Below are 15344 nucleotides of genomic sequence, written 5' to 3'. Positions count from 1 at the left end.
GCGGGCCAGATCTGTCACGCTCGGCGTCGTCCGCCGACACGGTCTGCACGGTCGGCGATCGACGGGCGGGGTGTCGTGCGCGCTCGGTGCACGCACGAGGACGGGCGGGTCGGCTGGTGCCGGCCCGCCCGTCCTCGTGTGCGTCAGTCGCGCTGCTGTGCCGGGCGTCGCCGGGAGCGGACGCCCCGGGCGGCCAGCACGGCACCGCCGAGGAGCACGAGTGCGCCGGCGGCGACGAGCGCCGGGGTGGGCTCGGCCCCGGTGTACGCGAGCGGACCGGCCGCGCCGCCGCCGGTGGTCCCCCCACCGTCGGCGACCGGCTGGGTCACGGGCGTGCTCGGGGAGGGCGTCGGGGTCGGCGTGACCGCGGCTGCCGGCAGCGCGATGGTCAGCGGCGTGGGCGTCCCACCGACGGCGACCGTGGTCACGGTGACCGGTTCGCTGTCGACGTCGCCGGTGGAGGCGACGACGGAGTACTCGGTCTCCGGCCGCAACCCGGAGAGCACGAACGCGCCGTCCTGGTCGGTGGTCACGGTCACCGCGGCCCCGTCGGCCGGGTCGGTCGGGGTGGCCACGACCTCGACGTCCGGTGCGGGCGTGCCGTCGGCCTCGGTCACGGTGCCCGGCTGGTCCACCGTCGGCAGCGGCAGGACGAAGTCGACCGGGGTCGACGCGGCGCCGGTGTCCACGGTCGTGACGACCTGCGCCGCCGCGCCGTCGACGGTGATCCGGTACGGCGTGCCGGGTGTGAGGCCCGCGAGGTCGTAGGTGCCGTCCGCGTTCGTCGGGACGACCACGACCGCCCCGGCGCCGGCGTCGACCGGTCGCGCCGTGACGGTGACGCCGCCGATCGGCGTGCCGTCCTCGTACCGCACGGACCCGGGCTGGGAGACCGTGGCCGGGACGGGCGTGGTGAACGGGAAGTCCGCCGTCGCCGTGCCGTCGGCCGCAACGGTCACCGACACCTCGGTCGGCCCGGCGGTGCCGGTCGGCGTGGTGGTCCGGACCGTGTAGGTACCGGGGCGGACACGGAGGTCGTAGGTGCCGTCCGCCGCGGTGTCGAACGAGGCGACGACCTCGCCGCCCTGCAGGAGCTCGATGCGCGCGGGGTCGCCCGGTGCGGTCCCGTCCACCGTGACCCGTCCGCCCACGGTGCCGAGCGGTGCCTGGACGACGAGCGGCGGGACGGTCGCGGCCGGGGCACCGTCGGCGCCGGTGGTCGCGGTGACGGGCGTCGCGCCGTCAGCCGTGGCGACGACGGGCGTACCCGCGGGCAGACCGGGCACGGTGTAGCGGCCCTCGGCGTCGGTGACGACCTCGGCCAGGGTCGCCCCGGTGGCCGGGTCGGTCACGACCACGGTGACGTCGGCGACCGGCGTGCCGTCGGTGTCCACGACGGTCCCGTCGACCACGACCGTGCCGGGAGGTGTCGCGAACGCGAAGTCGGCGTCCGTGACGTCCGCGCGGAGGGACACCGGTGCCGGTGCGACGGTGAGGGTGGCGTTGTCGGGCGTCGCCACGGACACGCGGTAGCCGTCGGCCTGCGTCAGCGCGTCGAACGTGTAGCGGCCCTGGCCGTCCGTCGTGGTGGTGTACTCGGTGCCGTTCGGCGCGGTGACGGTCACGAGCGTGTCCGGCAGGGCCTCGCCGTCGAGCGTCGCGGTCCCGGACAGGGCGGACGTCTTGTTCGCGAACCAGGTCTGGTAGACGGGGAACCCGCTCCGCTGCTGGTAGGTGATGGTCAGCGTGGCGAGGGACACGGTCGGTGTGAACCAGGCCGACGCGCCCGCGGTGTCGTTCGCGGCGGCGTTCCCGACCAGGACGCCGGTCGTGGCGTCCCAGGTCGGTCGGTCCTGACCGGGTGTGGTGCCGCCCGGGTCCGGCGGGCAGCTCCAGCCTCCGGGCGAGACCGTCGAGCACGAGTTGTACGAGCCCTGGTACCCGAGCTGCGCGACGGACGCCGGGGAACCGTCCGCGAGGGTCGCCGTGATGGTCGCCTGGTCGGCGTCGATGTCGCCCAGCACGAACGACCAGCCACCGGCACCCGGGGTCCCGCCCGCGAAGCTGTAGGTCGTGACGGCGGGGTTCTGCGCGTTGTTCGCCGCGGGACGTTGGTTGACGTACGAGCTGTCCCGACTCGATCCGTACACGGCGCCGGGAGGTGTCGACGGCCCCTGCCACGTGGAGCGACCCGACACCACGGTGGTCTGGCTCGAGTTCGTCGTGAAGGTCGTCTCCGGGAACCCGGGCAGCGTCAGCGTCCCGGAGGTCACGGGTGTGCCTGCCGTCACGGCGAAGGCACCCCAGTGCCCCGTCGTCGCGGCGGACGCGGACGTCGCGCCGGTCACCGCCAACCCTGCTCCCAGGACGAGACCGGTGATCCCGGCCGTGATCGTGCGCCGTCCGCGCATGCAAGCTCCCCTGTTCCGCGTCGAGTGATCCTCGACGTTTCTTCAGGCTGCCAGGACGCGCGGGAGCGGGTCAATCGTCGTCCGGAAGGCGCACACGGTGCTCCGACGGACGATCACTCGATGGCGGGAAGGCGGTCGAGCACGGCGACCTGACCGGTGACGAGCAGCGCGCGGGCCTCGTCCACGCCGACCCACCGCCCTTCGTCGACCTCCGGCACCTCGACGGAACGGCCGGAGCCCCGCGGGAGCTCGAGACGGACGGTGTTGCTCCGGACCGCGTCCACCACGAAGTCGTCGGCCCGCCGCGCGAAGACGCGGACCCGCTTGCCGGAGGCCTGCCGGACCTCCCCGAGGTCGACGGTGGTGCCGTCCGGGGCCGGCACACCGACCTCCTCTGCGAACTCCCGGAGCGCCGCTGCGAGCGGGTCCTCGCCGGGGTCGAGCAGGCCCTTCGGGATCGACCAGGCGCGGGGCCGTCGCCGCCAGAACGGTCCGCCCATGTGCACGAGGAAGACCTCCGGCCCCTCGGAGTCGGGGGCCCGACGGTGCAGCAGGAGTCCGGCGCTGGTGACCACGGCCCGAGCGTAGTGCGGACCCTCGGCGATCGCTCAGGACGGCCACGGCGCAGACCGGTCCGGAGGGCGTAGCTTCCGGGACCAGAGGCGCCGAACGACGCCCCGGAGGACCCCGGACGAGGAGGTCGATCGGGATGGACGGACGATGGACGACGGTCACGCTGGCGGCGGACGCCGCGCGACCCCACGACGAGGCCGTGCGGTGGGTCACCGAGCACGTCGGCGACGTCGAGCGGGTGCACGTCATCGGTGTGGACCCGGCGAGCGAGGCCCGCGTCGGCCCGGACGGCGTCCGGGTCGCGGACGCCGTCGCGCGGGCCGTGCAGCACGGCGTACCGACGGCCGACGTGACGGTCCGACGGCACGCGGGCTCCTTCGCCCGGGCACTCGTGGACGAGTCGGACGAAGGCGACCTGCTGGTCGTCGGCACGTACCGCGGCCGACGCGGTTCGACGGCCGGCGGGGACCCGGCCCGCGTCGCCGAGCGCGCGGCGGTGCCCACGGTGGTCGTGCCGGACGGGCCGCACCCGATCGCCGGCGACGTCGTCCTGGCGGTCGACGAGCCGCCCGACGCGCACGCCGAGGCCCTGGCGGTCGCGGAGGCCCGGCGGACGCACCGGCGGCTGACACTGCTCCGGGCGTGGGAGATGCCGGTGCTCACCCGGACCGGGCTCACCGACTTCGCGGAGGAGCCGCTCCGGTGGCGCACCCGGAACGCCGAGCTCCTGCAGCGGGTCACCGCCGCCGTGACGGCTCGGCACCCGGACGTCCGCGTGCACCCGCTGCTCGTCGAGGGACGTCCGGGGCACGCCATCGCCGCGCACACCCGGCGGGCGTCGCTCGTGGTGCTCGGCGTCGGACACGTGCACGCACTGTCCGGCTCGGTGCTCCACGACGTCCTGCGCGAGACGGTGTCGCCGGTCCTGGTCGTCCCGCCCGCGGCGCACACCGCGACCGAGATCGACGAGGTCAGCGCCTGACACCGCGCCGGGCCGGGTCCGGCAGACGGCAGCGGACGCGGTCCGAGCCCCGGCGGCAGCAGGTCAGCCGGCCAGGTCCCGCACCGCTGCGGCCACCCGGCCGGTCAGCCACGCCACCCCGCGCTCGTTCGGGTGCAGGGCGCCGGGGACCAGGTCGATCCGGCTGAGGTTGCCGCTGCCCTCGAGCGACACGCCGGCGACGTAGGAGCCCTTCGTCGCGCAGGCCGAGTGCGCCTGCGACGCCGCGAAGACGTCGACGAACCGGACCCCGGCCGCCCGCGCGGCGTCGGCGGACACGGTGTCGAGCTCCTCCTGCACACCGTGCAGGTAGCGGACGTCGGTGTCGGTGAAGGGGAAGGTGTCGGACGGGAACGACCCCGCGAGGGTGCCGAGGTCGAGCGCGGACCGGAAGCAGCCGCCCCTCGGCGTGTGGTCGGCGTCCGGGAAGATCGCCGGGTACCCGAGGAACACGACGACGGCGTTCGGCGCCGCGGCGCGGACGGCCCCCAGCGTCTCGGCGATCGACAGCGCCACGCGGGACTGGATCTTCACGCCGAGCTGGTCCTCGCCGTCGCGGACGAGCGTGCTGCGGCACGACGGGGCGTCGCGGCCGGAGAACACCGGGCCCTTCGACGACAGCGCCAGGCACGACGCCGCGGTACCGAACAGGTCGGCGTCGTTCCCGCCGATGGTGATCGTCACCAGCCGCGTCCGGTCGGACAGTGCTCGGACCTGCGGCGGCACTCCGCGGAACTGGAAGCCCGACACGACGTCGTCCGAGGTCGCGCCCGCGCAGGTGACGTCGGTCAGCGCGAGGCCGAAGCGCGCGGCGATGCGGTGCGGGTAGTCGCGGGCGGACTGGGCGCAGGCGTCGGTGGGCAGGTGCGTCGGGTCGTCGAGCCCGTACCCGGCCGAGTACGAGTCGCCGAGCGCGACGTACTCCGACCCCGGCGGGATCGCGGCGAGGGACTCCGGCGGGTCGGACGGGACCGGGTACGGCACCGGCACGGGCCACATCGGCGCGGCGACCGCCGCACCGGAACCACCGACACGAGCCGCACCGACACCAGCACCACCGCTGACGCCACCGCCGCCCAGCGCGGAGGCTCCGACGAGCGCCACGACGGCCACGGCACCGAGCACCGCACGGCGGAACGCCGGACGGACACGGCGGAGCACCGGACGGGAGGGGGTCAGGGCGAGCCTCCGGGGAGTCGGGACGCGGACGGGACCACCCAGGCTAACCGTCCCGCCCGAGCGTCACCGACGACCGAGTCGCCGCTCTCCCCCGCTGCCGGTCTGGTACTGCAGGCCGTAGTGCTCGTAGAGCACCGGCTCGGTCGACGCCTCGAGCTCGCCGTCGGTCGGGATCGACGGCGCGTCCTTGACGAGCTTCTTCGGGAACGCCACGCGCAGGTGCTTCGGTGCCACGGTCGCCCCGACGAGCGGGACGAAGAGGAGCTTCTGGAACCCGACGAGGCCCGTCGTCACCGATCCGAACGCCGGCTCCGAGGTCGCGGTGTCGTAGTAGATGCTCTCGAGGGTCCCGACCTTGTCCTCGGCCTCGTCGACGACCGTCAGGCCGATCCAGTCGCGGATGTCAGTTGCTTCGAACACGGCGGGCTCCCATCGGAGGCGGAACAGGTCCGGTCCGACGCTACCGGGCGGCGGACGGGACGGTCACGGCGAGCGAGTCCACGGCGTCGAGAACGTCCTGCACGCCGACCGCGAGGAGCGCCGGGTCCGGGTCCTCGGCGAACACGTCACCGCGCCGCACCGACGCGTCGGTCAGCACCACGTGCGGTCCCGAGGCCGGCGGTCCCCACGCCTCCGGCGGCGCCGGACCGAACACGACGACCGACGGCACCCCGTAGGCCGACGCGAGGTGCGCCGCACCGGTGTCGACGGTCACGACGACGCTCGCGGCCGCGACGACCGCCGCGAACGGCTGCAGGTCGAGCACGCCGGCCAGGACCGCGTCGGGTGCCAGCCCGGCCGCCTGCGCAGCGGCGGCGGCGCGCTCGACCTCGTCCGTGCCTCCCGTCAGGACGACCCGGTGTCCGCGTTCCCGCAGCCCGCGCGCGACCGCGGCGAACCGGTCCGTCGGCCAGTGCCGGGCACCGTGGAAGGCGCCCACGTGCACGACCGCCGCACCGGGCGCGACCGACGGCTCGGCCGGACGCGCGATCGCGACCTCGTCGGCGTCCGCCGGGATCCCGTGCCAGGTCAGCAGGCGCGCCCAGCGCTCGCGTTCGTGCACGTCGTCCGGCCAGGGCGGGCCGTCGTTGCCGTGGAGTGGGTCGGCGTGGCCGATCACGCGGCGTGCGCCGAGTGCGGCGACGAGGTCCGAGGACTCCGGGCCGACGCCGTGCAGGTTCACCGCGACGTCCACCACGCCGGCCGGCGCGGCGATGGGGTGGTCGAGCCCGTGCTGGGCGAGGTGCACGTCCACCGGCAGCAGCTCGACCACCGGCGCCAACCACGCCGTCGTCGCGAGCGTGATGCGGTGGCCGGGGAACGCCCGGCGGAGGGCGTGCAGCGCGGGGACGGCGACGAGCGCGTCCCCGAGCTTGATGGCGCGGAGGACGAGCAGGTCCGGGCGCCCGTCGGACGGGGGCAGTACGGGGACGGCGGTCACCGCGCCGACGGTAACCGGACGTGCCTGGGGTGCTTCACGGCGTCGGACCGGTAGCAGTGCAGCATGCCCCTCGCGCCGGACCGCGTCATCCGCGGTGTCCTCTTCGACCGTGACGACACGCTCGTGATCGACGTCCCCTACAACGCCGACCCGCACCGGGTGGTCCCCGTGCCGGGGGCACACCGGGCCGTCGAGCGGGCGCGGGCCGCCGGGCTCCGCGTCGGCGTCGTCACGAACCAGTCGGTCGTCGCCAAGGGCCTGGCCACCCGCGAGCAGGTCGACGCCACGAACGCCCGCGTCGACGAGCTCGTCGGACCCTTCGACGTGTGGTGCGTCTGCCCGCACGACGCCGGGGACGGCTGCCGGTGCCGCAAGCCCCGGCCCGGCATGGTGCTCGACGCCGCGGCGGCGCTCGGCCTCGACCCCGCCGAGCTCGTCGTGGTCGGGGACATCGGCGCCGACGTCGGTGCCGCGCTCGCCGCGGGTGCGCAGGGGATCCTCGTGCCGACCGCGCGGACCCGGACGGAGGAGGTGGCGGCCGCGGACACGGTCGTCGGCTCGCTCGAGGAGGCGGTGGACCTGGTGCTCGCCCGCGTCCCCGCGGAACAGGCGTGAGCGGCAGCGCAGGCGTGCCCGGCAGTGCAGGCGTGAGCGGCAGCGCAGGCGTGCCCAGCAGCACCGCCACCGACACCAGCACCGGCACCGGCACCGGCACCGGCACCGACCCGACCCGCCGCCCCCGCGTCCTCGTGGTCCGCCTCGACTCCTTCGGCGACGTCCTGGTCACCGGCCCGGCCGTCCGCGCCGTCGCCGCCGGCGCCGCCCACGTCACGATGCTCTGCGGCCCGCAGGGTGCCCCCGCCGCCGATCTGCTGCCCGGGGTCGACCGCGTGCGCGTCTGGGCGGCGCCGTGGGTGACCGAGACCGCCCGCCCGATCGACGACGCCCTGCTCGGCGAGTTCCGCGCGCTCGTCACCGAGGAACAGCCGGACGAGGCCGTCGTCCTGACGTCCTTCCACCAGTCACCGCTGCCGGTCGCGCTGCTCCTGCGCCTGGCCGGCGTGGCGCGCGTCACCGGCGCCTCGGTGGACCACCCCGGGTCGCTGCTGGACGTGCGCCTGCGACCGGGCGAGGACCTCCCCGAGGACCTGCCCGAACCCGAGCGCGCCCTCCACATCGCCGCGGCCGCCGGGTTCGCGCTGCCCCCGACCGACGACGGGAGGCTCGTGGTGCGCCACGACGCCGTCGCACCACCCGAGGTGGTCGCCCTGGGTCGGTACGTGGTCGTGCACCCCGGCGCGAGCGTGCCCGCCCGCGCGTGGCCGGAGGACCACCACCGTGCGCTCGTCGCCGCCTACGCCGAGCGCGGGGTCCCCGTGGTCGTCACCGGCAGCCCGGGTGAGCGGGCGCTCACGGCCGCGGTCGCCGGGGACACCGCGCTCGACCTCGGCGGTCGGACCAGCCCCGCCGAGCTCGCCGCGGTGCTCGCCGGCGCCGAGGTGGTCGTCGTCGGGAACACCGGGCCCGCCCACCTCGCCGCCGCGGTCGGCGCCCGGATCGTCAGCCTGTTCTCGCCCGTGGTGCCCGCGGTGAAGTGGGCGCCCTACGCGCCGGACGTCGAACTGCTCGGCGACCAGCAGGCGCCGTGCCGCCTGAGCCGGGCCCGCGAGTGCCCCGTCGCCGGACACCCCTGCCTGTCCACGGTGCGCGTCGAGGACGTCCTGGCGGCCCACGAACGGCTCCTCGGACGCGCTCCGCGGATGAACACGAGAAGCCTGCGAGGTCCGGCAGCGGGCGCTGCGTAGCGTGCGCCACTGCTCCTCCTGCTCCTCGCCGGCCCCGGCGACGGAGCGTCCGGGAGGGGCTCAGGACGAGACGGAAGGCCCTGCATGCGGATCCTCGTGTGGCACGTGCACGGCGGCTGGATGGACGCCTTCGTCCGCGGCCCCCACGAGTACCTCATCCCGACCACCCCGGCGCGTGACGCCTGGGGGCTCGGACGCGGCGGCCGCGACTGGCCGGCGAACGCGATCGAGATCGAGCCCGCCGACGTCGACGAGGCCGAGGTCGACGTGGTCGTCCTGCAGCGCACCGAGGAACTCGAGGAGGCGGCGCGCCTGCTCGGCGGCCGCGAGGTGCCGACGGTCTTCGTGGAGCACAACGCACCGCGCATCGACGTGCCGAACAGCCTGCACCCGCTGCGCGACCGCGACGACCTGCTGATCGCGCACGTGACGCACTGGAACGCCCTGATGTGGGACTGCGGGACCACCCCCACGACCGTCGTCGAGCACGGCGTGGTCGACCCCGGGCCGCTGTACACCGGCACGCTCGAGCGCTTCGGCGTCGTGATCAACGAGCCGGTGCGCCGCGGCCGGGTCGTCGGCACCGACCTGCTCCCCCGCTTCGCCGCGGTCGCTCCGGTCGACGTCTGGGGCATGGGCACCGAGCGGCTGCCCGAAGCGGGCCTCGGTGACCGTGTCGTCCCCCGCGGCGACGTCCCCGCCGACCCGATGCACGCGGCCCTCGCCGAGCGCCGCGCCTACGTGCACCCGAACCGGTGGACGTCGCTCGGCCTGTCGCTCATCGAGGCGATGCACATGGCGATGCCGGTGCTCGTCCTCGCGACGACCGACGCACCGCGGAGCGTGCCCGACGACGCCGGCGCGATCGCGACCGACGTGGCGGACCTGGTCCGCGCCTCCAGGACGCTCCTGGAGGATCCCGAGGAGGCGCGCCGACGGGGCGCCGTGGCACGGGAGGCCGCGCTCGCGCGGCACGCGCTGCCCCGGTACCTGGCGGACTGGGACGACCTCCTCGACGACGCCGTCGCGCGGGGTGCGCGACGCGGACGCGCGACGGCCGTCGCACTGGAAGGGAGCACCCGATGAAGATCGCCATGGTCTCCGAGCACGCGAGCCCGCTCGCGGTGCTCGGTGGTGTCGACGCCGGCGGGCAGAACGTGCACGTCGCCGAGCTCTCCGGGGCGCTGGCCGACCGCGGCCACCAGGTGACGGTGTACACCCGCCGCGACGACGCCGCACTGCCCGTCCGGGTGCCGCTGCGCCCGGGCGTCGAGGTCGTGCACGTCGACGCCGGACCCGCCCGGCACGTCCCCAAGGACGACCTGTTCCCGTTCATGGACACCTTCGCCGCGGTGCTCGCCGCCGAGTGGTTCGTGGACCGCCCCGACGTGGTGCACGGGCACTTCTGGATGTCCGGGCACGCCGCACTCGACGCCGTCCGGCAGGTCCAGGCCCGTACCGGCGGCGTCCGCATCCCCGTCGTGCAGACCTTCCACGCGCTCGGCGTCGTGAAGCGCCGCCACCAGGGGTCGGCGGACACGAGCCCCGCGGAGCGCGAGTGGGTCGAGCCCGCGGTCGGGCGCAGCGTCGACCAGGTCGTCGCGACCTGCTCGGACGAGGCGTTCGAGCTGAAGGCCCTCGGCGTCCCCCTGCACGCCATCTCGGTCGTACCGTGCGGCGTCGACACCGAGCTGTTCACCCCGGACGGGCCCGCCGAGGAGCGGGGTCGCCCGTTCCGGGTCCTGACCGCGTCCCGGTTGGTCCGGCGGAAGGGCGTCGGCACCACGATCGCCGCCCTCGCCCGGCTGCTCGACGAGGGCCGCGACGTCGAGCTCGTCGTCGTCGGCGGTGCCGGGACGGCCGGGTCCGACCTGGTCGACGACCCGGAGTACCAGCGCCTGGACGCCCTCGCGCGCTCGCTCGGCGTCCGCGACCACGTGACCTTCCGCGGCCAGCTCGGGCAGCACGACATGCCCGCCGTCTACCGGAGCGCCGACGTCGTCGTGTGCGCCCCCTGGTACGAGCCGTTCGGCATCGTGCCGCTCGAGGCGATGGCGTGCGGCCGACCGGTCGTCGCGTCGAGCGTCGGCGGCCTGATCGACACGGTCGTCGAGGACGCCACCGGCCTGCACGTCCCCCCGCGCGACGAGGAGGCCGTCGCCGAGGCCGTCGGACTCGTGCTCGACGACAGCGCCCGCCGCGAGGCCTACGGTCGCGCCGGACGGGAGCGTGCGGAGGCCCGCTACACCTGGCACAAGGTCGCCGCGGACAGCGAGCGCGTCTACGAGCGGCTCGTCGCCGGGTCCGGTGCCACCGTGCCCGCTCCCCACGTCGCCGCGACCGGCACCGCCCCCGCCGCGGTGCCCGCCCCCATGACCACGGGCTCCCGCCCCACCCGCGCCGGCCGGACCCTCCGCCCGTCGCTCCCGACGGAGAGGACCGCACGATGACCATCGACCAGCAGACCGGGACCCTCGACCCGGGCACCGAGCGCACGAGCGTCCGGTCCGTCGTCGACCACATCGCCGCATCCGTGCCGGTGATCGCGTCCCTCGTCGACCACCAGGACCACATCGCCGCGTGGGCGGACGACATCGCCGGGCGCCTGGTCGCCGGCCGCCGGCTCCTCGCCGCGGGCAACGGCGGGTCCGCGGCCGAGGCGCAGCACCTGACGTCGGAGCTCACCGGCCGCTTCGACGGCGACCGGCCCGCGTACTCCGCGATCTCGCTGCACGCCGAGAGCTCGGCCGTCACGGCCATCGGGAACGACTACGGCTACGACGAGGTCTTCGCCCGCCAGGTCACGGCGCACGCCCGGGCCGGGGACGTCCTCGTCCTCCTGAGCACGAGCGGCAAGAGCCCGAACCTGCTCCGTGCCGCGGCGGCCGCGCGGGCCGTCGGCGCCCGGTCGATCGCGATGACCGGTCCCGGACCGAACCCGCTCGCCGACGCGGTCGACGACGCGATCTGCATCGACGGGCCGTCCGCGAACGTGCAGGAGGCGCAGCTCGTCCTCGTGCACGCGCTGTGCCGGGCGATGGAGCCCGCCCTCCGTCGCGGGGGCCGACGGTGACCGGCGACACCGGCCGCACGACCGGCAGCGCCGCGGGAGGCACCGGCAGCACCGCTGGCCGCGCCGGCCGCACCCGCCGCCGCGTCGTGGTCGTCGGGGACACCCTGCTCGACGTCGACGTCTCCGGCACCAGCGAACGCCTGAGCCCCGACGCCCCCGTCCCCGTCGTCGACGTCCGCACCGACGACCGGCGCGCGGGCGGGGCCGGTCTCGTGGCCTCGATGCTCGTCCGCGAGGGCCACGACGTCACGCTCGTCACCGTCCTCGGCGACGACGACCGCGCCGCCGAGGTCCGCGCCCTGCTCCCCGAGGTCGACGTCGTCGCCGGCCCGTCCGGGGTCGCCACGCCCGTCAAGACCCGCGTCCGGGTCGTCGACCACGCCCTGGTCCGGATCGACGAGGGCTGTGCGACACCGCCCGTCCCGGACACCACGGCCGCGATGACCGCCGCGCTCGAGGGCGCCGACGCGATCGTGGTCGCCGACTACGGCCGCGGGGTCGCCGCCTCCCCCGACCTCCGCGCCGCGCTCGAGCGCGTCGCCACCACCACCCCGGTCGTGTGGGACCCGCACCCGAAGGGTGCTGCGCCCGTGCCCGGCACCGCGGTCGTGACACCGAACACCGCCGAGGCCCGGCGCTTCACCGACGTCCCCGGCGACGGCGTGCCGTTCGCCACCGACGCGGCGGCCGCCCTCGTCGAGACCTGGGGCGTCGACGCCGTCGCCGTGACCATGGGCGACCGGGGTGCCCTCGTCGCGAGCCGTCGTCGTACCGCGCCCGACCGCGAGGCGGCGCTCGACAGCCGGTTCGTCCCCGCTCCGTCCGTCACCGCCGGCGACCCCTGCGGCGCCGGTGACCGGCTCGCCGCGGGTGTGGCGATCGCCCTGGCCGAGGGCGCCGACGTCACCGACGCCGTCGCCGCGGGCGTGCTCGCCGCCTCGGAGTACCTGGCCGCCGGTGGCGTCACGGCACTCTTCGCGGACGACGGCCCCGCCCCGGTGCCCGTCCCCGGCGTGGACCGCGACGCCCTCCGGGTCGTGCACGAGGTCCGGAGCGCCGGCGGCACCGTCGTCGCCACCGGCGGGTGCTTCGACCTGCTGCACGCCGGGCACGCCCGGACGCTCTCCGCCGCGCGGGCGCTCGGCGACTGCCTGGTCGTCTGCCTGAACTCCGACGACTCGGTCCGGGCGCTCAAGGGCCCGGAGCGGCCGATCATGAGCCAGGAGGACCGCGTCGAGCTGCTCCTCGCCCTGGACTGCGTCGACGCCGTCGTCGTCTTCGACGAGCACACCCCGGACGAGGCGCTCCGGCGCTTCCGTCCGGACGTCTGGGCGAAGGGCGGCGACTACGCAGCGAGCGAGCTCCCGGAGTCGGCCACCCTGGCCGAGTGGGGCGGCCGCGTCGTGACGGTCCCGTTCCACGCGGGCCGCTCGACCACCCGGCTCGCCGCCGCCATCGCGCGCGTCGGCTGACGGCGCCCGTCCCGACCACCCCCGGTCTGGAGGCACGGCGCACCGCCGCCACGTGCCTCCCGTCCGGTGGTCTGCACCACCACACCGCCCGTCGGCGCCGCCGACGGGCCGCACCACGCCCTCCGGAAGGAAGCACATGCCCGTCCCCACCACCCCCATCGGTCGCGTCCTCGTCACCGGCGGCGCCTCGGGTCTCGGCGCGGCGGTCGTCGCCGCCGTCACCGAGGCCGGCGGCACCCCGATCGTGCTCGACCTGCGGGTCGACGCGGTGCCCGAGGGCGTCGACGCCGTCGCGGTCGACGTCACCGACACCGAGGCCACCGAGCGCGCCGTCCGCGAGGCCGTCGAGCGCCACGGCGGGCTCGACGCGGTCGTCACCGCCGCCGGGATCGACAAGCCCGCGCCGATCGGGAGCATCTCGTCCGGCGACTGGGAGCGGATCGTCGGCGTGAACCTGCTCGGCACCGCGGCCGTCGTGCGCGCGGCGCTCCCGGCGCTCGAGGCCACGCACGGCCGGGTCGTGACGATCTCGTCGTCGCTCGCGCTCCGCGGCGTCGGCGACGGCACCGCCTACTCGGCGTCGAAGTTCGGCGTCCGCGGGTTCTCGCAGGCGCTGGCCGCCGAGTCCGCCGGACGCATCGGCGTGACGAACATCATCCCGGCGGGCATGCGCACCGCGTTCTTCGAGGGCCGGACGGAGCAGTACAAGCCGGGTCCGGACGCGCAGCTGATCGAGCCGGAGTACGTCGCGAACTCGATCCTGTTCGCGCTGTCGCAGCCGGCCGGGTGCGAGATCCGCGAGCTGTCGATCATGCCCGCGACCGAGCCCAGCTGGCCGTAGCCCGTCGAGCGCGGACGAGGCGCGGTACCCGTGGGTACCGCGCCTCTCGCGTGCCGAGAGTGCCACTTCTGGGGCGCTTGGCGCAGCCGAGCGACCGGAAGCGCCCGCGAGCCGACACGCCGACGGGGTGTCGTGCGCACTCGGTGACCGGCAGGGCAGGGGTGGGGCGTGCCTCCAGGCTGGCGCCGCCGTTTCAGGGGCCGACGGACGAGGGGGCGATGCTCCCCCGCGAGAGTGCCACTTCTGGGGCGCTCGGCGCAGCCGAGCGACCGGAAGGGCCCGCGGGCCGACACGCCGACGGGGTGTCGTACGCACTCGGTGACCGGCGGGGCGGGGGTGGGGCGTGCCTCCAGGCCGGTGTCCGAGGCTTCAGGGACCGACGGCCACGGGGTGGGCGGTCGTGGCCAGCAGGTCGGCGACGTCCGCGAGGACGGCGTCGGGCGTGACCTCGTCGACGTAGGACGGGTCGTGCGCGCAGCGCTCCGCGGTCCAGCCGACCTGCGTGACGTCGATGCCGCACACCGGGCACCGCGTGACGTAGGACAGGTGCACGCGGTGGCGACCGCGGTCGAACGGGCCGGCGTTCACCACGTTGCCGAACCAGAACACGCCCACGGTCGGGGTGCCCACGGCGACCGCGAGGTGCCTCGGGCCGGAGTCGTCGCCGACCACGACGTCGGCGGCGGCGAGCACGGCGGGCAGCTGCGACAGGGGCAGCGTGCCCGTGCGGTCGTGCAGGTGGTCGTGCAGCGCGGTGGGGACCGCGCCGCGGATGGCCTGGGCGGCCGGGACGTCGGACGCGTCCCCGACGAGCACGACGTCGTCGCCCGCGTCGAGCCGGGCGGTCACGACGGCGGCGAAGCGCTCCGGGCTCCAGCGACGGCGGGGGTCCGTGGCGCCGGGGTGCACCGCGACGAGCCGTCCGGCGACGCCGAGCTCTGCACGGACGGCGGCCCGCTCGTCGTCCGTCACGCGGACGCGCGGGTCGAGGGTGACCGGTGCCGCTCCGGCGAGCGAGGCGACCTCGAGCCCGCGGAGCACCTCGTGCTGGTAGTAGACGTAGCGGACCCAGCGCTCCAGGACCTCGGCGTCCTCGGTGGCGGTGCCGACGGTGTGGCGGGCGCCGAGCCGGAGCAGGAACGGGTTCGAGTTCCGGCCGCCGCCGTGCACCTGCACCGCGAGGTCGAAGCGACCGTGGAGCCGGGCGACGAACGCCTCGAGGTCCGGGGCACCTTCACCACCGTCACGGACCCCGGGCGCGACCGGCAGCTCCTCGAAGGCGTGCACCGCGTCCGTCCTCCCGCGCAGCACGGCCGGTGCGAGCGGTGAGCCGAGCAGCGTGATGCGGGCCTCGGGGTACGCGGCGGCGAGGGCCTCGAGCGCGGGGACCGCGAACATCAGGTCACCGAGTCCCCCACCACGGAGCACCGCGATCTCCCGGACGTCCTCGAAGCGTTCTCCACCGTTGCCGATCAGTTCCACCCGACCCGTCTACCGGAGGCCCCCCGGGAACACGGTCGGGCTTCGGCTCAGCGACGCGGGTCGGTGC

The 15344-nt window shown here is 75.8% G+C and carries 14 protein-coding genes; 8 read left to right on the top strand and 6 right to left on the bottom strand.

From position 1 onward, the window contains the following. Positions 1–143: 143 nt before the first annotated feature. Both FB462_RS09375 and FB462_RS09370 read right to left on the bottom strand, forming a co-directional pair. A complete protein-coding gene (locus FB462_RS09375; protein ID WP_141861532.1) occupies positions 144–2411 on the bottom strand; it encodes a carboxypeptidase regulatory-like domain-containing protein in 2268 nt (755 codons plus the stop codon). Positions 2412–2524: 113 nt separating this feature from the next. Further along, positions 2525–2986: an NUDIX hydrolase gene (locus FB462_RS09370; RefSeq protein WP_141861530.1), complete on the bottom strand. Its 462-nt coding sequence runs from the start codon at positions 2984–2986 to the stop codon at positions 2525–2527. 134 nt (positions 2987–3120) lie between these two features. Here FB462_RS09370 and FB462_RS09365 point away from each other — a divergent pair, with 134 nt between their 5' ends. After that, on the top strand, positions 3121–3966 hold the full coding sequence (locus FB462_RS09365; RefSeq protein ID WP_141861528.1) for a universal stress protein: 846 nt from the start codon (positions 3121–3123) through the stop codon (positions 3964–3966). A gap of 63 nt (positions 3967–4029) precedes the next feature. On the opposite strand, the gene FB462_RS09360 is transcribed toward FB462_RS09365, so the two are convergent. The 3 genes from FB462_RS09360 to FB462_RS09350 form a co-directional block, all read right to left on the bottom strand. Continuing rightward, positions 4030–5145, bottom strand: a complete 1116-nt coding sequence (locus tag FB462_RS09360; protein ID WP_141861526.1) for an SGNH/GDSL hydrolase family protein — start codon at positions 5143–5145, stop codon at positions 4030–4032. 81 nt (positions 5146–5226) lie between these two features. Beyond that, positions 5227–5583: a PRC-barrel domain-containing protein gene (locus tag FB462_RS09355; RefSeq protein WP_058743018.1), complete on the bottom strand. Its 357-nt coding sequence runs from the start codon at positions 5581–5583 to the stop codon at positions 5227–5229. 40 nt (positions 5584–5623) lie between these two features. Then, entirely contained in the window at positions 5624–6604 is a 981-nt protein-coding gene (locus tag FB462_RS09350) for a glycosyltransferase family 9 protein (RefSeq protein ID WP_141861524.1), read from the bottom strand. 63 nt (positions 6605–6667) lie between these two features. On the opposite strand from FB462_RS09350, the gene FB462_RS09345 reads away from it, so the two are divergent. From FB462_RS09345 to FB462_RS09305, 7 genes are all read left to right on the top strand, one after another. Then, positions 6668–7219 carry a D-glycero-alpha-D-manno-heptose-1,7-bisphosphate 7-phosphatase gene (locus FB462_RS09345; protein ID WP_141861522.1) on the top strand — a complete coding sequence of 184 codons (552 nt, stop codon included), beginning with the start codon at positions 6668–6670 and terminating at the stop codon, positions 7217–7219. Positions 7220–7353: 134 nt separating this feature from the next. Further along, positions 7354–8409 (top strand): glycosyltransferase family 9 protein, encoded by a 1056-nt coding sequence (locus FB462_RS09335; RefSeq protein WP_141863313.1) that lies wholly within the window; start codon positions 7354–7356, stop codon positions 8407–8409. An 84-nt stretch (positions 8410–8493) separates the two neighbouring features. Continuing rightward, on the top strand, positions 8494–9495 hold the full coding sequence (locus FB462_RS09330; RefSeq protein WP_141861520.1) for a glycosyltransferase: 1002 nt from the start codon (positions 8494–8496) through the stop codon (positions 9493–9495). Further along, on the top strand, positions 9492–10859 hold the full coding sequence (locus tag FB462_RS09325) for a glycosyltransferase (protein ID WP_141861518.1): 1368 nt from the start codon (positions 9492–9494) through the stop codon (positions 10857–10859). Before FB462_RS09330 ends, FB462_RS09325 begins: the two co-directional genes overlap by 4 nt. Further along, a complete protein-coding gene (locus FB462_RS09320) occupies positions 10856–11482 on the top strand; it encodes a D-sedoheptulose-7-phosphate isomerase (protein WP_141861516.1) in 627 nt (208 codons plus the stop codon). The genes FB462_RS09325 and FB462_RS09320 overlap by 4 nt, the downstream gene beginning before the upstream one ends. 86 nt (positions 11483–11568) lie before the next feature. After that, the gene (locus FB462_RS09310) at positions 11569–12954 is read left to right on the top strand and encodes a PfkB family carbohydrate kinase (protein ID WP_141863312.1); all 1386 of its coding nucleotides are present in this window, start codon (positions 11569–11571) and stop codon (positions 12952–12954) included. Between the two features lie 136 nt (positions 12955–13090). Next, positions 13091–13795, top strand: coding sequence for an SDR family oxidoreductase (locus tag FB462_RS09305; protein WP_058741779.1), 705 nt, complete (start codon positions 13091–13093; stop codon positions 13793–13795). Positions 13796–14164: 369 nt separating this feature from the next. Here FB462_RS09305 and FB462_RS09300 read toward each other — a convergent pair whose 3' ends face one another. Further along, a complete protein-coding gene (locus FB462_RS09300; RefSeq protein ID WP_141861514.1) occupies positions 14165–15277 on the bottom strand; it encodes a glycosyltransferase family 9 protein in 1113 nt (370 codons plus the stop codon). Positions 15278–15344: the final 67 nt, after the last annotated feature.

Source organism: Curtobacterium citreum, from assembly GCF_006715175.1.
In the GTDB taxonomy this organism is placed as follows: domain Bacteria; phylum Actinomycetota; class Actinomycetes; order Actinomycetales; family Microbacteriaceae; genus Curtobacterium; species Curtobacterium citreum.
The sequence above is the reverse complement of the archived record's forward strand: the minus strand, read 5'-3'. Positions and strand labels throughout refer to the sequence as shown.